General features: G+C 42.4%; 14 protein-coding genes. 12 read left to right on the top strand and 2 right to left on the bottom strand.

Annotated elements, in window-relative coordinates; all coding sequences use genetic code 11:
- The first annotated feature begins 418 nt into the window (after window positions 1-418).
- Window positions 419-2,173: an aspartate--tRNA ligase gene (aspS, locus tag B2400_RS14800; protein WP_293934583.1), complete on the top strand. Its 1,755-nt coding sequence runs from the start codon at window positions 419-421 to the stop codon at window positions 2,171-2,173.
- A gap of 111 nt (window positions 2,174-2,284) precedes the next feature.
- Window positions 2,285-3,670 carry a LutB/LldF family L-lactate oxidation iron-sulfur protein gene (locus B2400_RS14795; protein ID WP_293934575.1) on the top strand — a complete coding sequence of 462 codons (1,386 nt, stop codon included), beginning with the start codon at window positions 2,285-2,287 and terminating at the stop codon, window positions 3,668-3,670.
- 97 nt (window positions 3,671-3,767) lie between these two features.
- Here B2400_RS14795 and B2400_RS14790 read toward each other — a convergent pair whose 3' ends face one another.
- Window positions 3,768-5,603, bottom strand: coding sequence for a vWA domain-containing protein (locus tag B2400_RS14790; RefSeq protein ID WP_293934572.1), 1,836 nt, complete (start codon window positions 5,601-5,603; stop codon window positions 3,768-3,770).
- A 93-nt stretch (window positions 5,604-5,696) separates the two neighbouring features.
- On the opposite strand from B2400_RS14790, the gene B2400_RS14785 reads away from it, so the two are divergent.
- Together B2400_RS14785 and B2400_RS14780 are read left to right on the top strand one after the other, a co-directional pair.
- Window positions 5,697-6,257, top strand: coding sequence for an RNA polymerase sigma factor (locus B2400_RS14785; RefSeq protein WP_246172462.1), 561 nt, complete (start codon window positions 5,697-5,699; stop codon window positions 6,255-6,257).
- Window positions 6,250-7,485 carry an energy transducer TonB family protein gene (locus B2400_RS14780; RefSeq protein WP_293934568.1) on the top strand — a complete coding sequence of 412 codons (1,236 nt, stop codon included), beginning with the start codon at window positions 6,250-6,252 and terminating at the stop codon, window positions 7,483-7,485. The genes B2400_RS14785 and B2400_RS14780 overlap by 8 nt, the downstream gene beginning before the upstream one ends.
- 34 nt (window positions 7,486-7,519) lie before the next feature.
- Here the strand turns inward: B2400_RS14780 and B2400_RS14775 are convergent, their stop codons facing one another.
- Window positions 7,520-11,911, bottom strand: a complete 4,392-nt coding sequence (locus tag B2400_RS14775) for a translocation/assembly module TamB domain-containing protein (protein ID WP_293934565.1) — start codon at window positions 11,909-11,911, stop codon at window positions 7,520-7,522.
- 56 nt (window positions 11,912-11,967) lie between these two features.
- Here B2400_RS14775 and tsaD point away from each other — a divergent pair, with 56 nt between their 5' ends.
- The 8 genes from tsaD (at window position 11,968) to B2400_RS14735 (ending at window position 19,249) form a co-directional block, all read left to right on the top strand.
- On the top strand, window positions 11,968-12,969 hold the full coding sequence (gene tsaD, locus B2400_RS14770; protein ID WP_293934562.1) for a tRNA (adenosine(37)-N6)-threonylcarbamoyltransferase complex transferase subunit TsaD: 1,002 nt from the start codon (window positions 11,968-11,970) through the stop codon (window positions 12,967-12,969).
- 333 nt (window positions 12,970-13,302) lie between these two features.
- Entirely contained in the window at window positions 13,303-14,151 is an 849-nt protein-coding gene (locus B2400_RS14765) for a transketolase (protein WP_260039402.1), read from the top strand.
- A 55-nt stretch (window positions 14,152-14,206) separates the two neighbouring features.
- Entirely contained in the window at window positions 14,207-15,160 is a 954-nt protein-coding gene (locus tag B2400_RS14760) for a transketolase family protein (protein WP_260039401.1), read from the top strand.
- A gap of 6 nt (window positions 15,161-15,166) precedes the next feature.
- On the top strand, window positions 15,167-15,712 hold the full coding sequence (locus tag B2400_RS14755) for an RNA polymerase sigma factor (protein ID WP_149525083.1): 546 nt from the start codon (window positions 15,167-15,169) through the stop codon (window positions 15,710-15,712).
- Between the two features lie 34 nt (window positions 15,713-15,746).
- Window positions 15,747-16,691, top strand: a complete 945-nt coding sequence (locus tag B2400_RS14750) for a hypothetical protein (protein WP_286650349.1) — start codon at window positions 15,747-15,749, stop codon at window positions 16,689-16,691.
- Window positions 16,691-17,128, top strand: a complete 438-nt coding sequence (locus B2400_RS14745; protein ID WP_149525081.1) for a hypothetical protein — start codon at window positions 16,691-16,693, stop codon at window positions 17,126-17,128. The genes B2400_RS14750 and B2400_RS14745 overlap by 1 nt, the downstream gene beginning before the upstream one ends.
- A gap of 129 nt (window positions 17,129-17,257) precedes the next feature.
- Window positions 17,258-18,445, top strand: coding sequence for an aspartate aminotransferase family protein (locus B2400_RS14740; RefSeq protein ID WP_293934553.1), 1,188 nt, complete (start codon window positions 17,258-17,260; stop codon window positions 18,443-18,445).
- Between the two features lie 42 nt (window positions 18,446-18,487).
- Window positions 18,488-19,249, top strand: coding sequence for an SGNH/GDSL hydrolase family protein (locus B2400_RS14735; RefSeq protein ID WP_286650347.1), 762 nt, complete (start codon window positions 18,488-18,490; stop codon window positions 19,247-19,249).
- The last annotated feature ends 39 nt before the right edge of the window (window positions 19,250-19,288 follow it).

The raw sequence follows: 19,288 nt of genomic DNA, 5'->3' as shown, positions 1-19,288 counted from the left end.
TACTAACTACTAAATACTTTTTCTGAACCAGGAAAGAAAGGATGTAAGGATGAGCGGGATATTACGCCATAGGTCTTTATACTAAGTACTAACAACTATTTCTGAACCAGGAAAGGCCCCTTCGAAACCAAACGTCCAAAACAAAACAATCCTGCCCACCCTTGCATCCTGCCTATCCTGTTCAAAACGATCCTGCCAATCCTTAAATCCTTTCTTTCTTGGTTCATAGACAAACTTTCATTTGTTGTTTATACCAAACGTTCAAAGACAAATTTTCCTTTCTTGTTTATTCCAAATGTTCAGAAACATCCCCCTTTTTCAAAACCAAAAAAGCCCCCCTTCCGTCTACATAAAATCCAATTCTTTATTTTAATATAAATCCGATAATTTTGTCCTTCTATAATAAAGACAGTAAATCATGCACAGAACACATACTTGTGGCGAACTAAGAATTGAAGATATTGGAAAAACCGTAACCTTAAGTGGTTGGGTTCAGAAATCACGCGACTTAGGAGGGATGACCTTCATTGACGTTCGTGATCGATATGGTATTACACAATTAACCTTTAACAGTGATGATGACGAGTCCCTTCGTAGCCGCGCACGTGAGTTAGGGAGAGAGTTTGTAATCAAAGCGACAGGAACTGTTATTGAGCGCTCAAGTAAGAACAGTAAAATCCCTACGGGAGAGATTGAAATTAAAGTGAGCAACTTGGAGATTCTAAACGAATCGAAGCTACCTCCATTCACTATTGAGGATGAAACGGACGGGGGTGATGATATCCGTATGAAATATCGTTATTTGGATATTCGTAGAAATCCGGTTAAGAACAGCTTACTTTTCCGTCATAAAGTAACGCAGGAGGTTAGAAACTATTTATCGAACCTTGACTTCTGTGAGGTGGAGACTCCTTATTTAATTAAGTCTACTCCAGAAGGGGCGCGTGACTTTATCGTACCTTCACGTATGAACCCTGGTCAGTTCTATGCATTACCACAATCTCCACAAACGTTCAAACAGTTATTAATGGTGGGTGGTATGGACAAGTATTTCCAAATCGTTAAGTGTTTCCGCGACGAGGATTTACGCGCTGACAGACAGCCGGAGTTTACACAGATTGACTGTGAGATGTCATTTGTAGAGCAAGAAGACATCTTGAATATCTTCGAAGGCATGACTCGTCACCTATTGAAAACAATCCACGGTATCGAGTTGGATCAATTCCCTAGAATGACATTTGACGAAGCGATGCGCACTTACGGAAATGACAAACCGGATATCCGTTTTGGAATGAAGTTCGGTGAGTTGAACGCCGTTGCGCAGCATAAAGAGTTTGCTATTTTCAACAATGCCGAACTTGTCGTTGGTATTGCTGTTCCAGAAGCAGCTTCTTATACTAGAAAACAGATTGATGAGCTAATCGACTGGGTAAAACGCCCTCAAGTTGGTGCATCAGGAATGGTCTATGCAAAATATGAAGCAGATGGCAGCATAAAATCTTCCGTTGATAAATTCTACGATCAAGCAGACTTATTGAAATGGGCAGAAGCCACAGGCGCTAAACCTGGCGACTTGATCTTGGTATTATCGGGTCCGGCAAATAAAACACGCGCGCAGTTATCTGCATTGCGTATGGAATTAGGAAATCGCCTAGGTCTACGTAAGCCGGATGAATTTGCACCGCTATGGGTAATCGACTTCCCATTATTGGAGTGGGACGAAGAAAGCGGACGCTATCACGCAATGCACCACCCATTCACTTCTCCGAAGTTAGAGGATATGCCGCTACTAGATACCGATCCCGGAAAAGTGCGTGCTAATGCATACGACTTAGTATTGAATGGTAATGAAATTGGTGGTGGTTCCATTCGTATCCATGATAAAGAAATGCAAGCCTTGATGTTCAAGCATCTAGGATTCACGGAAGAGCAGGCGCAGGATCAATTTGGATTCCTGATGAATGCCTTCCAATATGGCGCTCCTCCGCACGGCGGATTAGCATTTGGACTTGACCGTTTAACCGCAATTCTTGGTGGACAGGAGACGATTCGTGACTTTATCGCATTCCCGAAAAATAATTCAGGACGTGATGTAATGATTGATGCCCCTGCAACAATTGCTTTAGAACAACTAGATGAGTTGAATATTGCGTTGAAACCTTTAACAAAATAGTAGGAATCGGTTTTACCACATCCACTCATTAACGGATAAATTATTATCTTTATAAAAGTTGACCATATCCCGGTCAACTTTTATTTTTGTATACATCGCACACAATACCCTATGGCAGCATCAGTAGCAGACAAATTCCTTCAAGACAGTAAGACTAAATCTTTCGATTTGCGCCATCGCCAGATTATCAATACCAATATTGATAAGTATAATGTGGCTTTTGAGCGTGGCAAATCGAAATTTCATGACTTGGAGAATTCGAAACAGAAGGCTAATCTGATCAAATGGAAGGTGATGGAAAACCTGGACCGTTATTTATTGGATTTCGAGTCTAATTTTACGAAGAATGGCGGCCATGTGATCTGGGCGAATGATGCGGAAGAAGCAAGACAAGAGATTGCGAAAATTATCGAACAGCACAACGCGAAGTCGGTTATCAAATCCAAGTCGATGGCGACGGAGGAGATTGAACTGAATCACTTTCTTGCTAAGAAAAACATCGAGACTATTGAAAGCGATTTAGGTGAATTTATCATTCAGCTTTTAGATCAAAAACCCTATCATTTCGTCACTCCTGCTATGCACCTTAGTTTGGAAGATATTGCCAAGCTATTCCATGAGCGCTTCGAAACGCCCTTGGAAGCGACGGCAGAGGAGTTGACCATGAAGGCGCGGGAGATATTACGCGAGAAATATACGACTGCAGATATTGGCATCACCGGTGCGAATTTCTTAGTTGCTGATTCGGGAAGTATTGCCATTACGGAAAACGAAGGAAATGCACGCCTGACGACATCCTTTCCGAAAGTACATATTGCCGTTGTCGGGATAGAGAAGGTCATCCCGAATATGGGCGATCTGGATCTGTTCTGGCCTCTCCTAGCCTCCCACGGAACCGGGCAAAACCTAACAGTCTATAACACGCTCCTGAGCGGACCTCGAAAGGCCGCCGAGGCTGATGGACCGGAGGAAATGTATGTAATCCTATTAGACAATGGGCGTACCAATGTATTAGAACACAAAGACCAACGTCAGGGACTATACTGTATTCGTTGCGGTGCCTGCCTAAACGTCTGTCCAATTTACCAAAATATTGGCGGTCATACTTATGAAACGACCTACCAAGGACCTATTGGCTCATTGATATCTCCACATCTGAACGGCATGAAGGAATTTAAACATCTGAGTTATGCGTCTTCCCTATGTGGAAAATGTACGGAGGTTTGTCCTGTAGGCATTGATATTCAAAAGATGCTGTTGTTGAATCGTCGCGATTCGGTTCAGGAAAATTTTACGACCGGATCGGAGAGAAAAGCTTGGGGTCTTTTTACCTGGGCCATACAGAAGCGCAAGATCATTGACTTCTTCGGCGGTAAGACCAAAAACTTCTTTGTAAGGAACTTCTTTAAAAAGGCATGGGGCGAAAGTAGAGAACTCCCTAAGATAGCAGAGAAATCATTCTCTCAGCAATATAAGGAAATGCAAAAGAAGAAGTAATCAAGGGTCTATTTGGACATTAATGCGTAGAGCCCTTTCATGAAAGGGCTCCAAAAAGAAATTCTTTACGCATTATCGTAGAATCGTTAATTTTATACTATCGCTTATCCAAGACCGCAGCATTCTCAGCCATGCGGATAAATTCTGCTCTATAGCCCTCATCATCTTTTCCTTTGGCAGCTTTTGCACGAGCTACTAAATTCTTATAACTCGCTTCTTGCTTATAATCTGAATTACGCAAAAGCATACCCAATTCGGCTACTGCGGTAGCAAATCTAAAGTCTTCGCTCATTTGATCGATACTTGCCATTTTGTTGGATACAATGACCTGTTGCAATTTACTCTTATTGCTTTCCGGCTCTTTGTAGCGGAATTTCACGGTCGCCAATTCTCCATTCAACGTGCCTTGGGCTGCATTCTTATTATCTTGATATTTCAAAGGATCGACCGTACCTATGCTGCTGCTCTTCACTCCTACCGGTACAATTTCATAAATTGCTGTTACGCTATGGCCGACACCCATATCGCCACCTAATTTTGCGTCGTTATTGAAATCTTCCGCAGCAAGCAAGCGGTTCTCATAGCCTACTAAGCGGTATGCTTGTACATAAGCAGGGTTAAATTCGACCTGAATTTTAACATCCTTTGCCACGGTAAACAATGTTCCTCCAAACTCGGTAACCATGGCTTTGCGTGCTTCGGAGATATTATCGATATAGGCGTAATTTCCATGCCCTTTGTTCGCTAGCAATTCCATCTTGCTATCTTTTAAGTTCCCCATTCCAAAACCTAATACCGTCAAATGCACACCACTTTCGCGTTCCTTGCTGATCAGTTTTTCCATATCGTCGTCGCTTGATGCACCTACATTAAAATCGCCATCCGATGCTAGGATGATTCGGTTATTCCCGTTCTTCATGAAGTTTTGGCGGGCGATATCGTAAGCTTTCCGAATACCGGCGCCACCAGCTGTGCTGCCACCCGACACCAATTCATCAATCGCTTCTTTGATTTTCATCTTCTGGGTCCCTGAGGTACTTTCTAATTTTACGCCGGCACTACCTGCATAAGTAACGATGGCAACCCGATCTTGATCGCGCAATTGATCCACCAATAGTTTTAAAGATGATTTTACGAGCGGCAGTTTATTCGCTGCATACATAGACCCCGAAACATCGATCAAGAAAACGAAATTGGATGCCGGCAATTGTGCCGACGGAATATCTTTTGCCTTTAATGCAATGCGAATGAGCTGATGCTCTTTGTTCCACGGGGAAACACCCAATTCTGTGTAAATCCTCACCGGATCACCATTCGTAGGCGCTTTGAGATCATATTGGAAATAGTTGATCATTTCCTCGACGCGAACTGCATCCCGATCCGGCAGGTTTCCAGCATTGATCATACGACGAACGTTGCTATAAGAAGCCGCATCTACATCGGCCGCAAAAGTTGATAAAGGATCTTTTAAAGGTGATTTAAAAGCATTCTCATCAATATTCTTGTAACTTTCTGTATCCATACTCACCGGCATTCTGCTAATCATAATACCGGGCGAAGAACTTGCTACCTGATAACTAACGTCGTTCATCTTCGCAACACCCTTCACTCCTGTTACAACAACCTCCTCTAAGACCTGATTTTCTGGTTGTAAAGCAATATTGATTACTGTCTTTTTTCCAACTTTAACCGTTTGCTTTTGATAAGCTATGAAGCTGAACAATAACTTGTCCCCATCAACCGCTTTAATGGAGTACTTCCCGTCTTGCCCTGTACGAGTGCTCTTATATTTACCTAACACTGAGACCTCTACACCTTGTAAAGGGAGATTCGACTCGCGATCTGTCACTTGACCAGTAATAACTTTTTCCTGCGCATGAGCTCCGCCTACTAAAGCGAAAAACACCATCAAAATGCTGAGTATACTTTTCATGATTCTAATTTTTTGTTGAGGGATGCAGATTTCTCTAGATTTCCATAAACCAGAAAAAAAAATTATTTTACCCCTAGAATTTGCATTAGGATCTTGTCAAAACCAACATTACAATCTGATGAAGAGTTATTGGCCACCTACCTACGGGAAGGTGATCTCGCCTGTCTTGGTGACTTATACCAACGTCATAGCGAGATGGTATTCTATGTATGCTTGCGTTATTTCAAAGAACCTGAGCGCAGCCGGGATGCGGTGATGCAAATTTTTGAAGAGCTCATCGACAAGGTAAAGAAGCAATCAATTCAAGATTTCCCGCGCTGGCTATATGTGGTCAGCAAAAATCATTGCCTCATGGCATTACGGTCAGCGAAGAGCAAACCTGAAATTGTTACAAATGACTTTGTGGAATTTGCGGCAAACCTGCATCAGGAGGAAAACTATAAGGAGCGGGAGGAGCAATTGTCGCAATTGGAGAGCTGTATAGATCGATTAATAGAAAAACAACAACAGAGCATCCGCCTCTTCTTCATTGAAGAGAAATGCTATAAGGAGGTTGCCGAGATAACGGGATACAGTATGAACGACGTTAAGAGCGCCATTCAGAATGGAAAAAGGAACCTCAAAATTTGTATGGAAAGGGCACAACATGAGTAATCATTTTGATATCGCTTATTTACGTAGGTATGTGAACGGAGAATTAAGTTCCTCCGAGATGTACGCTATTGAAAAAGCTTCGCATCAGAACGAAATGCTGATGGATATCATTATGGGCTTGGAAGAAGAGCAAAGACTGAAGAGCAGCCTGAACCCTACGGAACTGCATGCTGCGATTTATGAACGTACGCATCCCGGGAAAATAAAAACACTGCTCCCTTATAAAGCTTTGGGAATTGCTGCTTCCTTATTATTAGTACTAGGAATTGGAACGATTTGGTATTTGAATCGACCACAAGACGAGACGGAATTAGCCATGGCACCGGCAGACATTGCAGAAACTGCCCCTACCGATACAACATTAAATAGCATCGAATTAGACAGCTTCGAAGAGGATTCTACCAGCAACTTAATTGCTGCAGCACCGGAATTGAACGAATCTAAAGCGCAACAAAGTACAGCACGGACAGCAGAACGCGCGAGCAGCAGGGAAGAAACTCGGAAGAAGGACCTGGTTATCAGTCCGGACCTATTCATAGATACGGTTCAAGTGATTTCCGGGAAAATGCTTGCAAAACGCTCTCCGGCAAACAATCCGAACGTCATCAGCTTACAAGGCAAGGAGTCTGGCATAAGTGTCGCGCCGCAGGCGGAAATGTCTGCACGCGTCGGCAGTCCGCAGGACTATAAACGTATTATCACGGGCGAAGTCATCGACCAGGATTCGGGTTATCCAATTCCTCAGGCAACGGTTAGAAACGTAAAAACGAATGAAGTGGTGATGACGGATTCATCGGGAAGCTTTGTGATGCCTTCAGCCATAGAATCTACCGAACTCGAAATTCTATCAATAGGATACCAATCCGCACGTATTCTTGCGAGCAATCAGCAGACCATCCGACTTGCACCAGACTATGCAACATTGGATGAGGTAGTGGTCATAGACGCTGGAAAAAATCAGAGTAAAATAAAATCAGAGCCTTTGATCGGGTGGAAAGCCTATAAAAAATATATTAACGACCATAGCAAGGAATCCCTATTTGGCAAAGGGAATGTAACACTTGTATTTGAAATCAATAATTTCGGTCGCCCGACAAATATTATTGTTTTGAAATCTGCCAATCCATCGCTAGATCAACAAGCTATTCAGATCATTAAGAATGGTCCGGATTGGAAAAAAGGTAACGATGGAAAAAGAATTGAGGTGAAGATTGAGTTCAGGCAGTAGGTTTCGATCGAGACATACTAAGGTTCGATAAGCCCTATTTTATCTCCTTCTTGGTCGTATCTAATGTTGGAATAGGTTTGATGGGTAGATCGCTGCGTGTTCCGCTCCAATTCCATAATTTTCTCCAGAATTCTCCAAGCGTATTAAACTCCTGACGGTAAATCAAACCAACGGCATTAATATAATCGTCGGTCGGTGTGAATAGAATATTTCTTGTATTCAAGCGATTGTACGCGCGGAACATTAAATTTCCATCCCTACGCAACTTAAAGGTTAATTCGGCATCGGTAGCAACTTTATTCGAGAAGAATGTTAAGTCTGTGGTTTGCACATTTCTTCTGTCCACAATCCCTCCGGTAAGTACAAGTCGGTCGTTAAAGAATCGGAAGGACGCAGAGGCATCATTCAGGGAGCGGATATTGAAATCTAAGAAATCGATCTTGAGCGATTGTGCTAAGATATTGTTCAACTGGTTGAATGCTATTTCCGTTCCTGCGGACAAGAGAGTATTGTTTACCTCGCGGCCCAGCTCGTTGTTGGAGCTCGCCGTGAAGCTTCGTCGAACGATCAAGCTCAGCGCCTGTTGATTGACATTGTTTGCATCGCTCAAATAAGCTTGGAGCTCGTCTTTGACGTATGGAGTTTGCGGGAAGTTAAGATCGAAAGATACATCGGGCTGGCTCAATGTTCCCTTAATATTCATGTCTGCCTGCGCCATGACGCGTTCATCCTGTCCGGAGCGTCCTGCAGCGTTATACAAAGGCGAGATGGATGTACGCTGTTGATAGATTGCCGTCATATTGATGGTAGCTCCCGATGGCGACCCTGTCCATCTAATGGTTCCTCCTTGCTTGATATCGAAAAACTTATTGAAGAAATCCTGTGCTGTAAAATGGAATTTTCCGGAATTTACGGTGTAATCGCCGAACATCTCAAAATCCCCTAGACTGGAAACTTTTAAGGTTATTTCTCCGGTTCCATTTCCTTTCAAGGAGCCCAGGTCGGTTTGCAGATTGACTTCTGCAGTTGGCGTAAATTCAATATCCATGTTCATGGTCATCCCTTTCAAGAGATACTTAGACTCCTGCTGTTTATTTTTACTGGAATCATTGCTCACAAAGTAGATAAAGTCGCTATCGGTTACCGTCATCGCCGAGTTGAATGGAATGGTGATGGAGGTGTTATCTTCCGATCTTGCTTTGATGTTGATGTCGATTGCAGAGGTCGCTCCTTTAAATTTAAAGGTACCCGTGGCATAAGCCGTCCCGAAGTAGAGGTTATTGTCTTTGTAAGTCGTATTCAGGATCATGGTATTGTTCGTCACCACATCCACATCGATATAAGGATTGCTCAGCTTATTGAGATTGACAATACCGTTGGCAACCGCCTGATGGCCTTTGCTGTCGTTGAAAGCCAATTGGTTCAACATGATGTTATTCTTGTCTAACAGCACCGTTTGATTGCTGATATTATAAGAAGTTTTAAGGTAATTTACATTGAAGGAAGCATATTCGATTTTCGAAATAGCGTTGAACTCCGGGTTCTTCAGCGTTCCGCCAATTTGAATTTCAGCATTCATCTTCCCTTGCAATTGGGAGGTTAACGTCCGTACAAATGGTTGAAAAAGGATCAGCTCCATCTGATTTAGGGAGCCTTTAAGATTCAGTTCTTGATCGACACCGGCAATTTGATAGGTACCATTCAACTTCAGGCCTTTGTTGAGGTCGTCGAGCAGCTGGAGATCGAGGTTTGCTTGTTTGGTCTCTGGATCAAAATCTGCCAATAATCGGAGCTGCCCGATTGGGATTTGATTGTAAACCAAAGGGCTGGTTTGCACGTTGGCCGAGAGATAGGGCTTTTTAAACGCAGAGTGCAATTCAATATCCCCATTTAGTTCACCATCTAGGCGGATACCCAAAGGTTTCAGCACCACCTCCAGCGCGTTCAAGTTGAACTTGCTGAAGTTGACCTCTAGCTTATCGTCCTCATTGGATAAAACACCATTGAAAGCAACCTTTTGTTGACCTTGGCTAGCAATGAGATTCGTCAGGTAGAATTTACCTTTTGATACTCGCATTTCTGCATCAGTATTTAACGTCCAAGGCTCTTTGTTGACAATGATCGACGATTTATTGAAATGTATATAAGCCGGCTTATTATGCGCAAAATGTATATCGCCATTTAGACGGAGATAGTTCAGATCGGTCTCCTTAGCGCCGTTTATACTGAACAGCAGGCTATCATTTGAAAGGATATTATTGATTTCTATATCAGTCACAAATATGCTATCGCTCAGGAAGAGCTTGTCGGCAGTCACATCTAAGGAAAACGCTTCTTCATCTGCGTTTTCACGGATGTGTATATTTTGTACATTGATTCCCTGATAACGGACGAAGGGGCTGAATGCCGTAAATTCTGCGGTGAAATCTTCCGATGAGAAGTGTGCTTCCAGTGATGCGCCGTCATCCAATATAAGCGTTGGGTCTAAAAATGCAGAAACAGGCTCAAAGGATTTGACATTGAGTTGCAAGTCGAATATCTGTGGATTATAGGGTTCTACTGTAAGACCAATCGCCGGCGCATAGCGCATCGCTAATGCTTTGAAATAAGGGATGAGGGTATTTAGGTCGATCACTCCTTTCATTTCAGCATCCAAGACATTGGAGCGCAAAGTCAGTAACCGATCCATCTGCGTTCCTTCGGCAGAGAAGAAAAGGTCGTTGACAGTGAAGTCGCCTTTTGTTGTTTGCATATTGATCTGCTCAGCAATCACATCACCGTTCAGGTTATTGAGATTATTGCCGGTAAGATGGGTGTTGATTTGAGAATTGAAGATAACGATACTGTCTTTTTCGACAAATCCCATCTTTTTCAGATTGATCAATTCCACATCGGCCGATACGTCATAGCTTGCTTCGGCAGATTGGAAATCCACTTTGGCATCATATGCGAGTTGGGCATTCGGGTCTTGGATAAAACCCGTAACATCGATAAGTTTTTGATCCAAGAGTCCTGATACTTCCACACTGTCGTAGCTGTAGTTGCCAAACTGGAAATTGCGCAAGCCTCCTTCCAATTGGAGTTTCATTTTGTTGAAATCAAGGCTCTGCCCGTCGAAGTCAAAGGCGAACGCTGTATTTTTAAAAGACTTGCTGCCTATAAGTTCGCCCAGTTGGAAGGATTTGGACGCCAGATGTCCTTGATAAGTTATTTCTTTTCGTATATCAATTTTGCTATCGGTATTGAGCGCGCCTAATTGGGTATCAAAATCACCTTTAATATCAAATAGATTATATAAACCATTGAAAGTCCCTTCGAATTTGATCAGTCCAAACTGATGCAATTGCTCGGGAAGGGAAAATTTAGCGCGGTTTGCTAATTTAGGGATCAATAGTTCAAGGTCTTTCGCGGAGGTCTGAAGATCGCTGGCTTCAAAATCAAAGATCGTTTTGTCCATATTCGGCAGCCCCTTGATGCTGAAGTCGCCTCTTAGGAGCGTTTCTTTACCTGTTTTGATATATGCATTTTGCGAGCGGATATTGTTTACAGTGCCCTCAACGGTGGCCTGCGGGACACTCGCTGTAAATTGAACCCTGTTCATCGTTGGTGCAAAGTATTCAATGTCGCGCGAATCTACATAGACATCGTCCATCGTTCCTTCGATGTGCACTTTCTTGATGAAATCTCCAAAATCTGCGAACTTCTTATAAGAGAACTTTAGATAGCGTCCAACCTTGGAGCGGTTGGTTTCCAGATCCAACTGATCGAACTCCATACTGGTATTGCTGATATAAGCCTTCGCAAGAAGGCGTTTAATCTGAAATCCGGATTTCTCCTGTAGCGAAAGCTCCTTGATGTCCGTTTTGAGCGATATAGAATCAAACTTAATATTGGCGAGATTGACGTTCAAATGTTGGAGTTCAATATCTGAAAAGTCGACGCCACGGTTATGATGCTTTTGCTGATGGTTTAAAATCTTGATATGATTATCGACCAATGTTAGATTGTGCAGCTGTAGTTCTAATGGTTTTTTCTTTTTGCCCTCGGGTTTCTTTTTCGGCGCAAAATAGTCGATGAGGAATTTAAAGTTAGAACTGTCTTTATAGACTTGAAAATCTACATAGGCCTTGTGCAATGCTAAGTCTTCGATAACAATTTTATTTTGGAAGAAATGTCTGAGCATCAGATCAGCATGGAGCTTCTCCGCACTTAGCATCGGCTTCCCCTGCTGGTCGCTGAGTTTGAACTCAGTCAGCGTCAGCTGGTCGAATGGGCGGAAGTAGATATGTTTAAGTTCAACTTTGGCGTTCAGCTCGTCGGAGAGGTAGTTCGCGACGCGTTTAGTTACAAATGTTTGAACCGATGCGAATTGAAGGGACAATACGACAAGGCAAAGCACGGCTATTAAGCCAAGCAAGCTATACAACGTTATTTTAAGTATTTTTTTGATACTTTTGTGCTTTATTTTAATACATCCCTCAAATGGCTATCATACTCGGTATAGAATCATCCTGTGATGAAACTTCCGCATCTATCTGTATAGAAGGCGAAATTCGTTCAAATATCATTGCAAGTCAAGCAATCCATGCGAAATACGGAGGGGTTGTGCCTGAATTGGCATCCCGTGCCCATCAACAGAATATTATTCCCACAGTAGATCAAGCCATTATTCAAGCAAAAATAAGCAAAAAAGATATAGATGCAGTGTCTTTTACGCGCGGACCCGGACTTTTAGGGTCATTATTGGTCGGAACTTCCTTTGCAAAATCCTTCGCCCTGGCGATGGATATTCCATTAATTGAGGTTAACCATATGCAGGCGCACATTTTAGCACACTTTATCGATAACCCGAAGCCCTCTTTTCCATTTTTATGTTTAACGGTATCGGGCGGCCATACACAGATTGTGTTAGTAAAGGATTATTTTGAGATGGAGCTTCTAGGAGAAACCTTGGATGACGCTGCTGGAGAAGCTTTCGATAAAACAGCCAAGATTTTGAACCTACCCTACCCCGGCGGACCATTGATTGATAAGCATGCGAAAAATGGAGACCCTACGGCCTTCAAGCTGCCAGAACCTCAAATACCGGAGCTTAATTTTAGTTTTTCAGGCCTTAAGACGGCTATCCTATACCTCGTGCAAGCGGAGATTAAGAAAAATCCAAACTTCCTCGAGGAACGGATGGATGATCTTTGCGCTTCCGTGCAGGATCGCATCGTATCTATCTTGTTGAACAAGCTTAAAAAAGCCGCAAAACAAACGGGCGTTAAAGATATTGCAATCGCCGGAGGTGTTTCTGCAAACTCGGGTTTGCGCAGTTCGTTATTAGCCATGGGCGAAAAGTATAAGTGGAACGTTTTTATCCCTAAATTCGAGTACTGCACCGATAATGCAGCCATGATCGCTATTGCAGGGTATCATAAGTTCCTGAAACAAGACTTTGTTGGACAGGATATTTCTCCATTGGCAAGAATGCATGTGTGAAGCTAGATGTGAGATATTAGATATTAGAGCAATATCTATCAAAACCTGCGGCATTGCATGTTTTTTTAGTTTTGGAGGAAGGATGGAGTTAGTTAGTGAAGGAGGTAAGAAGGTTGTCTTGAACTAAGAAAGGAAGGATGAAAGGATTTGCAGGATCCTGAAATATCCTTGTATCCTTCCTTTACTCGTTCTAAGACAAATTTCCCTTTCTTTTTTGAAAACGTCTAAAATCTAATGTCGCATATCTAATGTCTAACATCTACTAAATACTAGATACTTTTAAAAAATTCACTACCTTTATCGGCAAAACAATCGAAACATTTATACTAAAAAATGAGTGCAGATATAAACAAGCTTGAACAAACAGCTTCTCAAGTAAGAAGAGACATTGTTCGCATGGTACATGCATGTCAATCAGGACACCCAGGGGGATCTTTAGGTTGTACAGATTATTTTGTGGCATTGTACTTCCACGCGATGAAACATGACCCTTCATTCAACATGGATGGTATTGGTGAGGATTTATTCTTCTTATCAAATGGGCACATTTCTCCGGTATTTTACAGTACCTTGGCGAGAGCTGGATACTTTCCGGTTAGTGAGCTAGCGACTTTCCGTAAGATTGATTCACGTCTTCAAGGACACCCGACTACACATGAGCACCTTCCAGGAATTCGTGTTGCATCTGGTTCATTAGGACAAGGATTATCTGTAGCGATCGGTGCTGCACAAGCGAAGAAGTTAAACAAGGACAACAGCTTAGTTTATGTCTTGATGGGTGACGGTGAGTTGCAAGAAGGACAGGTTTGGGAAGCAGCGATGTATGCTCCTCACAACAAAATGGACAACATCATTGCAGCAGTTGACTACAACAATGCGCAGATTGATGGTTCTACAGAAACGGTTCTTTCATTAGGCAACCTGCGTGCAAAATGGGAAGCTTTCGGATGGGACGTGTTAGAAGTTGAGAAAGGTAATGATATGGCATCTGTTGTTGCTGGTTTAGATGAGGCTAAGTCTCGCACCGGAAAGGGTAAACCAGTAATTATCTTATTGCATACGGAAATGGGTAATGGTGTTGATTTCATGATGGGATCACATAAATGGCATGGTGTTGCTCCAAACGATGAGCAATTAGCAAGCGCATTGAACCAAATCCCTGCAACAATTGGTGATTATTAAGATAACATTTGTTAGACTTTAAATGGCTTTGCCATTCTGAACGAGACTTCAAAAAATGAAAAAATATACATATACAGAATCAAAAGATACACGCTCAGGTTTCGGTGCTGGCTTATTAGAAGCTGGTCAACAAAACGAAAACGTAGTAGCGTTATGTGCTGACTTGATCGGTTCATTGAAAATGAACGACTTTATAAAAGCTTATCCTGAGCGTTTCTTCCAAATAGGAATCGCGGAAGCAAACATGATGGGTATTGCTGCTGGTTTGACTATCGGTGGAAAGATCCCTTTTACAGGAACTTTTGCTAATTTCTCTACAGGTCGTGTTTATGACCAAATTCGTCAATCCATCGCTTATTCAGGTAAGAACGTGAAGATTTGTGCTTCACACGCTGGATTAACGCTTGGAGAAGATGGTGCTACTCACCAAATCTTAGAAGACATCGGCTTAATGAAGATGTTGCCAGGCATGACAGTTATCAATCCTTGTGATTATAACCAAACAAAAGCAGCTACTATTGCGTTAGTAGACCATGAGGGGCCAGCATATTTGCGTTTCGGTCGTCCTGTTGTTCCTAACTTCACACCTGCAGATCAGAAATTCGAGATCGGTAAAGCCGTGATGTTGAACGAAGGTACGGACGTAACGATTATTGCTACAGGTCACTTAGTATGGGAAGCTATCCAAGCGGGTGAGGAATTGGAAAAAGCAGGTATTAACGCTGAGATTATCAATATCCACACGATTAAGCCTTTAGATGCTGAAGCTATTTTGAAATCTGTTGCAAAAACTAAATGTGTCGTGACTGCAGAAGAACACAACCGTTTAGGTGGTTTGGGCGACAGCGTTGCACAGGTATTAGCGAAAGAACTTCCTACTCCACAAGAGTATGTTGCTGTAGACGATAGCTTTGGCGAATCGGGCACACCAGCTCAATTGATGGAGAAATATGGTTTAACGGCTGCAGACATTGTAAAAGCAGCGAAAAAAGTAATTAGCAGAAAATAATCCAATATGGAAGATTCCCTGATCATTGCGAAGTTCGCCGATGAGAAGACCCGCGAGGAAGCATTTCGCGAGTTATTAAAAAAGTACCAGCAGAAAATCTATTGGCATGTCCGGAGAATGGTTATTGACCATGACGATGCCGATGATGTTGTGCAGGATATCTTTATTAAGGTTTGGCGTAATCTCGAAAAGTTCAGAGAGGACTCGCAGCTATATACTTGGTTATATAGAATTGCGACGAATGAATGCATTACTTTCTTAAACAAGAAAAAACAAAAGCAGAATGTTTCATTGGATGATGAAACATCTGCTTATCTTTCGGATACTTTAGCAGACGGATCCTATTTTAATGGGGACCGCGCGCAGCAGAAATTGCAGGAAGCGTTGTTGACTCTTCCCGACAAGCAGCGTTTAGTTTTCAATATGAAATATTTTGAAGACATGAAGTACGACGAAATATCCGAGGTACTAGGTACAAGTGTCGGCGCTTTAAAAGCGTCCTACCATTTGGCTGTTAAGAAGATAGAGAACTTTTTTGCCAAGAATGATTAAACCTTTGGCGCAAAAACTATTCTATTAGTGTACTATGAAAGAAAACAACACATATTACGACAACATGGAAGGCAATAACTTACCTGATTCGTTGCGTGTTAACCCTTTCATTGTACCCGACAATTATTTCAATGAACAAACCAACAGGCTATTGTTCTTAGCAAAATTGGATAGTACAAGCAAGGATGAACGTGCTGGCTTCGAAGTTCCCGAAAGTTATTTCGGTGAATTGAGCGAACAGATTATGTCGCAAGTTAAGATTGACCAGTTTCAGCAACATGAAGGTTTTGAAGTTCCAGCGGGTTACTTCGCAGACTTAAATGATCGTATCATGCAGCATGTACAGATCGACCAATTGCAAGAAGAACAATTTACCGTTCCTGAAGGCTATTTTACGAACTTAAGCGATTCTATAATGGCGAAAGTAAGTGAGGATAATCTTCAAGAGCAAGTTAAAGAAAGTGGGTTTGAAATTCCAGACCAATATTTCGAAACTTCTACCGATCAGATCATGGCATCAATTGCTGTCGATGATTTGAAATCTAAAGTTCAAACGGACGGTTTTACTGTTCCGATGGGATACTTCGACAAATTAACGAAGTCGATATTAGATGAGGTTGAGGATAAGAAGGTTATCCAAATGCCACAACCTACGCCTACAACAGAGCGCAAGAAAAGCAGACCTGTTATTTGGATAGGTGCAGCCGCGGCGGCATGTGTTGCAGCATTTGTTGGTGTTTCTACTTATAATAGTGATCCTAACAATGTAAATTCTGCAGCAACTGTAGCGAATGCAGAGCAAGTTTCCTTGGATGAAATTCCTGAGGATGAAATCATAAGCTATTTAGCTAGTCATTCGGATGGCACGGATTTAGCATATTATGCAGAGTACATCTATGAGCCGGAGGAATCAGCAGCTATTGGTAGTCAAATTGATGACAAAGATTTAGAAGAATACTTAAATTATAATACATTATAATGCTTCGTTTGAAACATATTATTACGACATTCTGTTTGGCTTGCTTATTTTGTTTTGGAGCAAATGGACAATCACGTCAAGATAGATTTGAAGCGATAGAGAATCAAAAATCTGCATTCATTACCAAACAGTTACGATTGACTCCTGCGGAGGCTCAACAGTTTTTCCCTATTTACAATCAGTATACGAAGGAAATTAGAGATGTAAAGATGCAGAAGAGTCGTGGTAGCGAGCGCAGACAAGGAGGCTCCAATTCTTTTAGACCCGGAAATGACGCGATTTCCTTCGATGCGAAAGAAGTCGAAATTAAGAAAAACTATAGATCCCGCTTTGCGGAAGTTATCGGGCAATCCCGAGCTTCTCAATTCTTCTCTGTAGAACAAGAATTTATCGAGTTACTCTACAAAGAGCTGAAAGGCAGGAATCACAGAAATTAACAGAAGAAGCTCTAAGTAAGAGCTTCTTTTTTTCTTATAGGCCTTATTTATAAATGCCTTTGAGACCTTTCATCCTTGTTATTTCATCAATAGCGGCTTGAAAGTTATATTATCGAATAATACCCAACCATGATTAGCAATAGAGAACTTTTTTTACAAAATACCGCACAGACATCAGAATCCCCAAGACTCATCGAAGTAGAGCGTGCCGAAGGCATTTACCTTTATGGACCTGAGGGGCAATCCTATATGGACTTGGTTTCAGGCTTCAACGTGAGTAATATCGGTCATCGCCATCCAAAGGTGCTGGCTGCGATTCAGCAACAGCTTGATAAGTTTATGCATGTCACAGTGTATGGCGAGTTTGTACAAGCGCCGCAAGTGCAATTTGCGACAGATTTGCTAAGCGTTTTACCGAACAGCTTTGGATCTGTATACTTAACGAACTCGGGCGCGGAAGCGGTCGAAGGATCGATGAAAATCGCAAAGAAATTTACTGGTCGTCAGGAAATTATTGCTGCTAAAGAAGCTTACCATGGTAGCACACAGGGAGCATTGAGCTTAATCGGAAACGAGGATTACAGAAAAGCTTACGCCCCACTCCTACCGGGAATCTCTTTTATACAATACAACCATTTACCAGATCTAGAAAAAATCAATGATAAGACCGCAGCTGTTGTGGTCGAAGCGATACAGGGCGAAGCGGGCGTTCGCGTTCCTGACAAAGCCTATATGCAGGCTCTGCGTAATAAATGTGACGAGACAGGAACACTCCTGATTTTTGATGAAATACAAACTGGTTTCGGAAGGACCGGAAAACTTTTCGCTTTTGAACATTTTGATATCGTTCCGGATATCCTGATGCTGGCGAAAGGTATTGGAGGAGGTATGCCTTTAGGTGCCTTCGTGGCGCGAAAAGAAGTAATGGATGTTATCAAAGCCAATCCAATGCTTGGTCACATTACAACCTTTGGTGGGCATCCTGTATCCTGCGCTGCTGCAAAAGCATCATTAGAAGTCATTCAACAAGAAAAACTCGTGGAGCAAGTCGAACGCAAAGCCGCATTGTTCCGAAAGGAACTTGACATCCCTCAAATCAAAGAAATCCGAGGACTGGGCTTAATGATGTGCTTGCAATTGGAGAACTTCGAACAGGTTTATGCGGTCAGCAATTATTGTGCAGACCACGGCTTAATCATCGACTGGTATCTACATTGTGAAACCGCCCTTCGTGTTGCTCCGCCATTAACGATTACCGAAGAGGAGATTAAAGCGGCTTGTAAAATTATTCGTGAAGGGATTGCCAAATTTTGCTAGTTTCCTTATCTTGTATAGGTATAATCAACCTATCCAAAGACCATGAATTCAAGAAGAGATTTTTTAAAGAAGAGTATATTGACTGTGGGGACTACAGCCATGGGCAGCGCGTTGTTGCATGCCGAGGATTTTTCATCCGCAAAACCTAAAGGTGGAATCAGCATCAATCAGAACGATGTAATTCTATTCCAAGGAGATTCCATTACCGATGCTGGTCGGAAGAAAGACAACCTAAATCCGAATGAGATGAACGCCTTTGGAGGCGGCTATGCAATGCTTGCTGCGGGCGTTTTATTGAACAAGTGTGCAAGCAAGAATATCAAGATCTACAATCGTGGTATTTCTGGAAACCGCGTCCCTGATTTAATGAATCGCTGGCAAGCCGACTGTATTGACTTAAAACCCAACATTGTTTCGATTCTTATCGGCGTCAATGACTTCTGGAGAACGAAAGATCGCGGTGCGATCAATACGCCAGAACAGTACAAAGGACAGTACAAAGAGCTATTGGACAAAACTCTAGCAGCATTGCCTAACGTGAAGTTAATCATCGGTGAGCCATTCGGCTTAAAGGATGTAAAGCATATAAACGATAGCTGGTACCCGGAATTTCCTAAATACCAGTTAGCAGCTCGTGAACTTGCTAAAGAATATAAAACCGCCTTCATCCCCTATCAGGATATCTTTGATAAAGCTCTAAAGGCCAATACGGGCGCATACTGGACTACCGACGGAGTGCATACTTCATGGGCTGGCGCCAACCTGATGGCAGAAAGCTGGTTAGCTCAAATCAAACTTGGATAGCCAGCATAGGCTATAAATAATCGAGTAGGAAGATAGGGA

This window comes from Sphingobacterium sp. UBA6645, assembly GCF_002455685.1.
Lineage (GTDB): Bacteria > Bacteroidota > Bacteroidia > Sphingobacteriales > Sphingobacteriaceae > Sphingobacterium > Sphingobacterium hotanense.
This window is presented reverse-complemented; position numbering and strand designations above follow the sequence as displayed.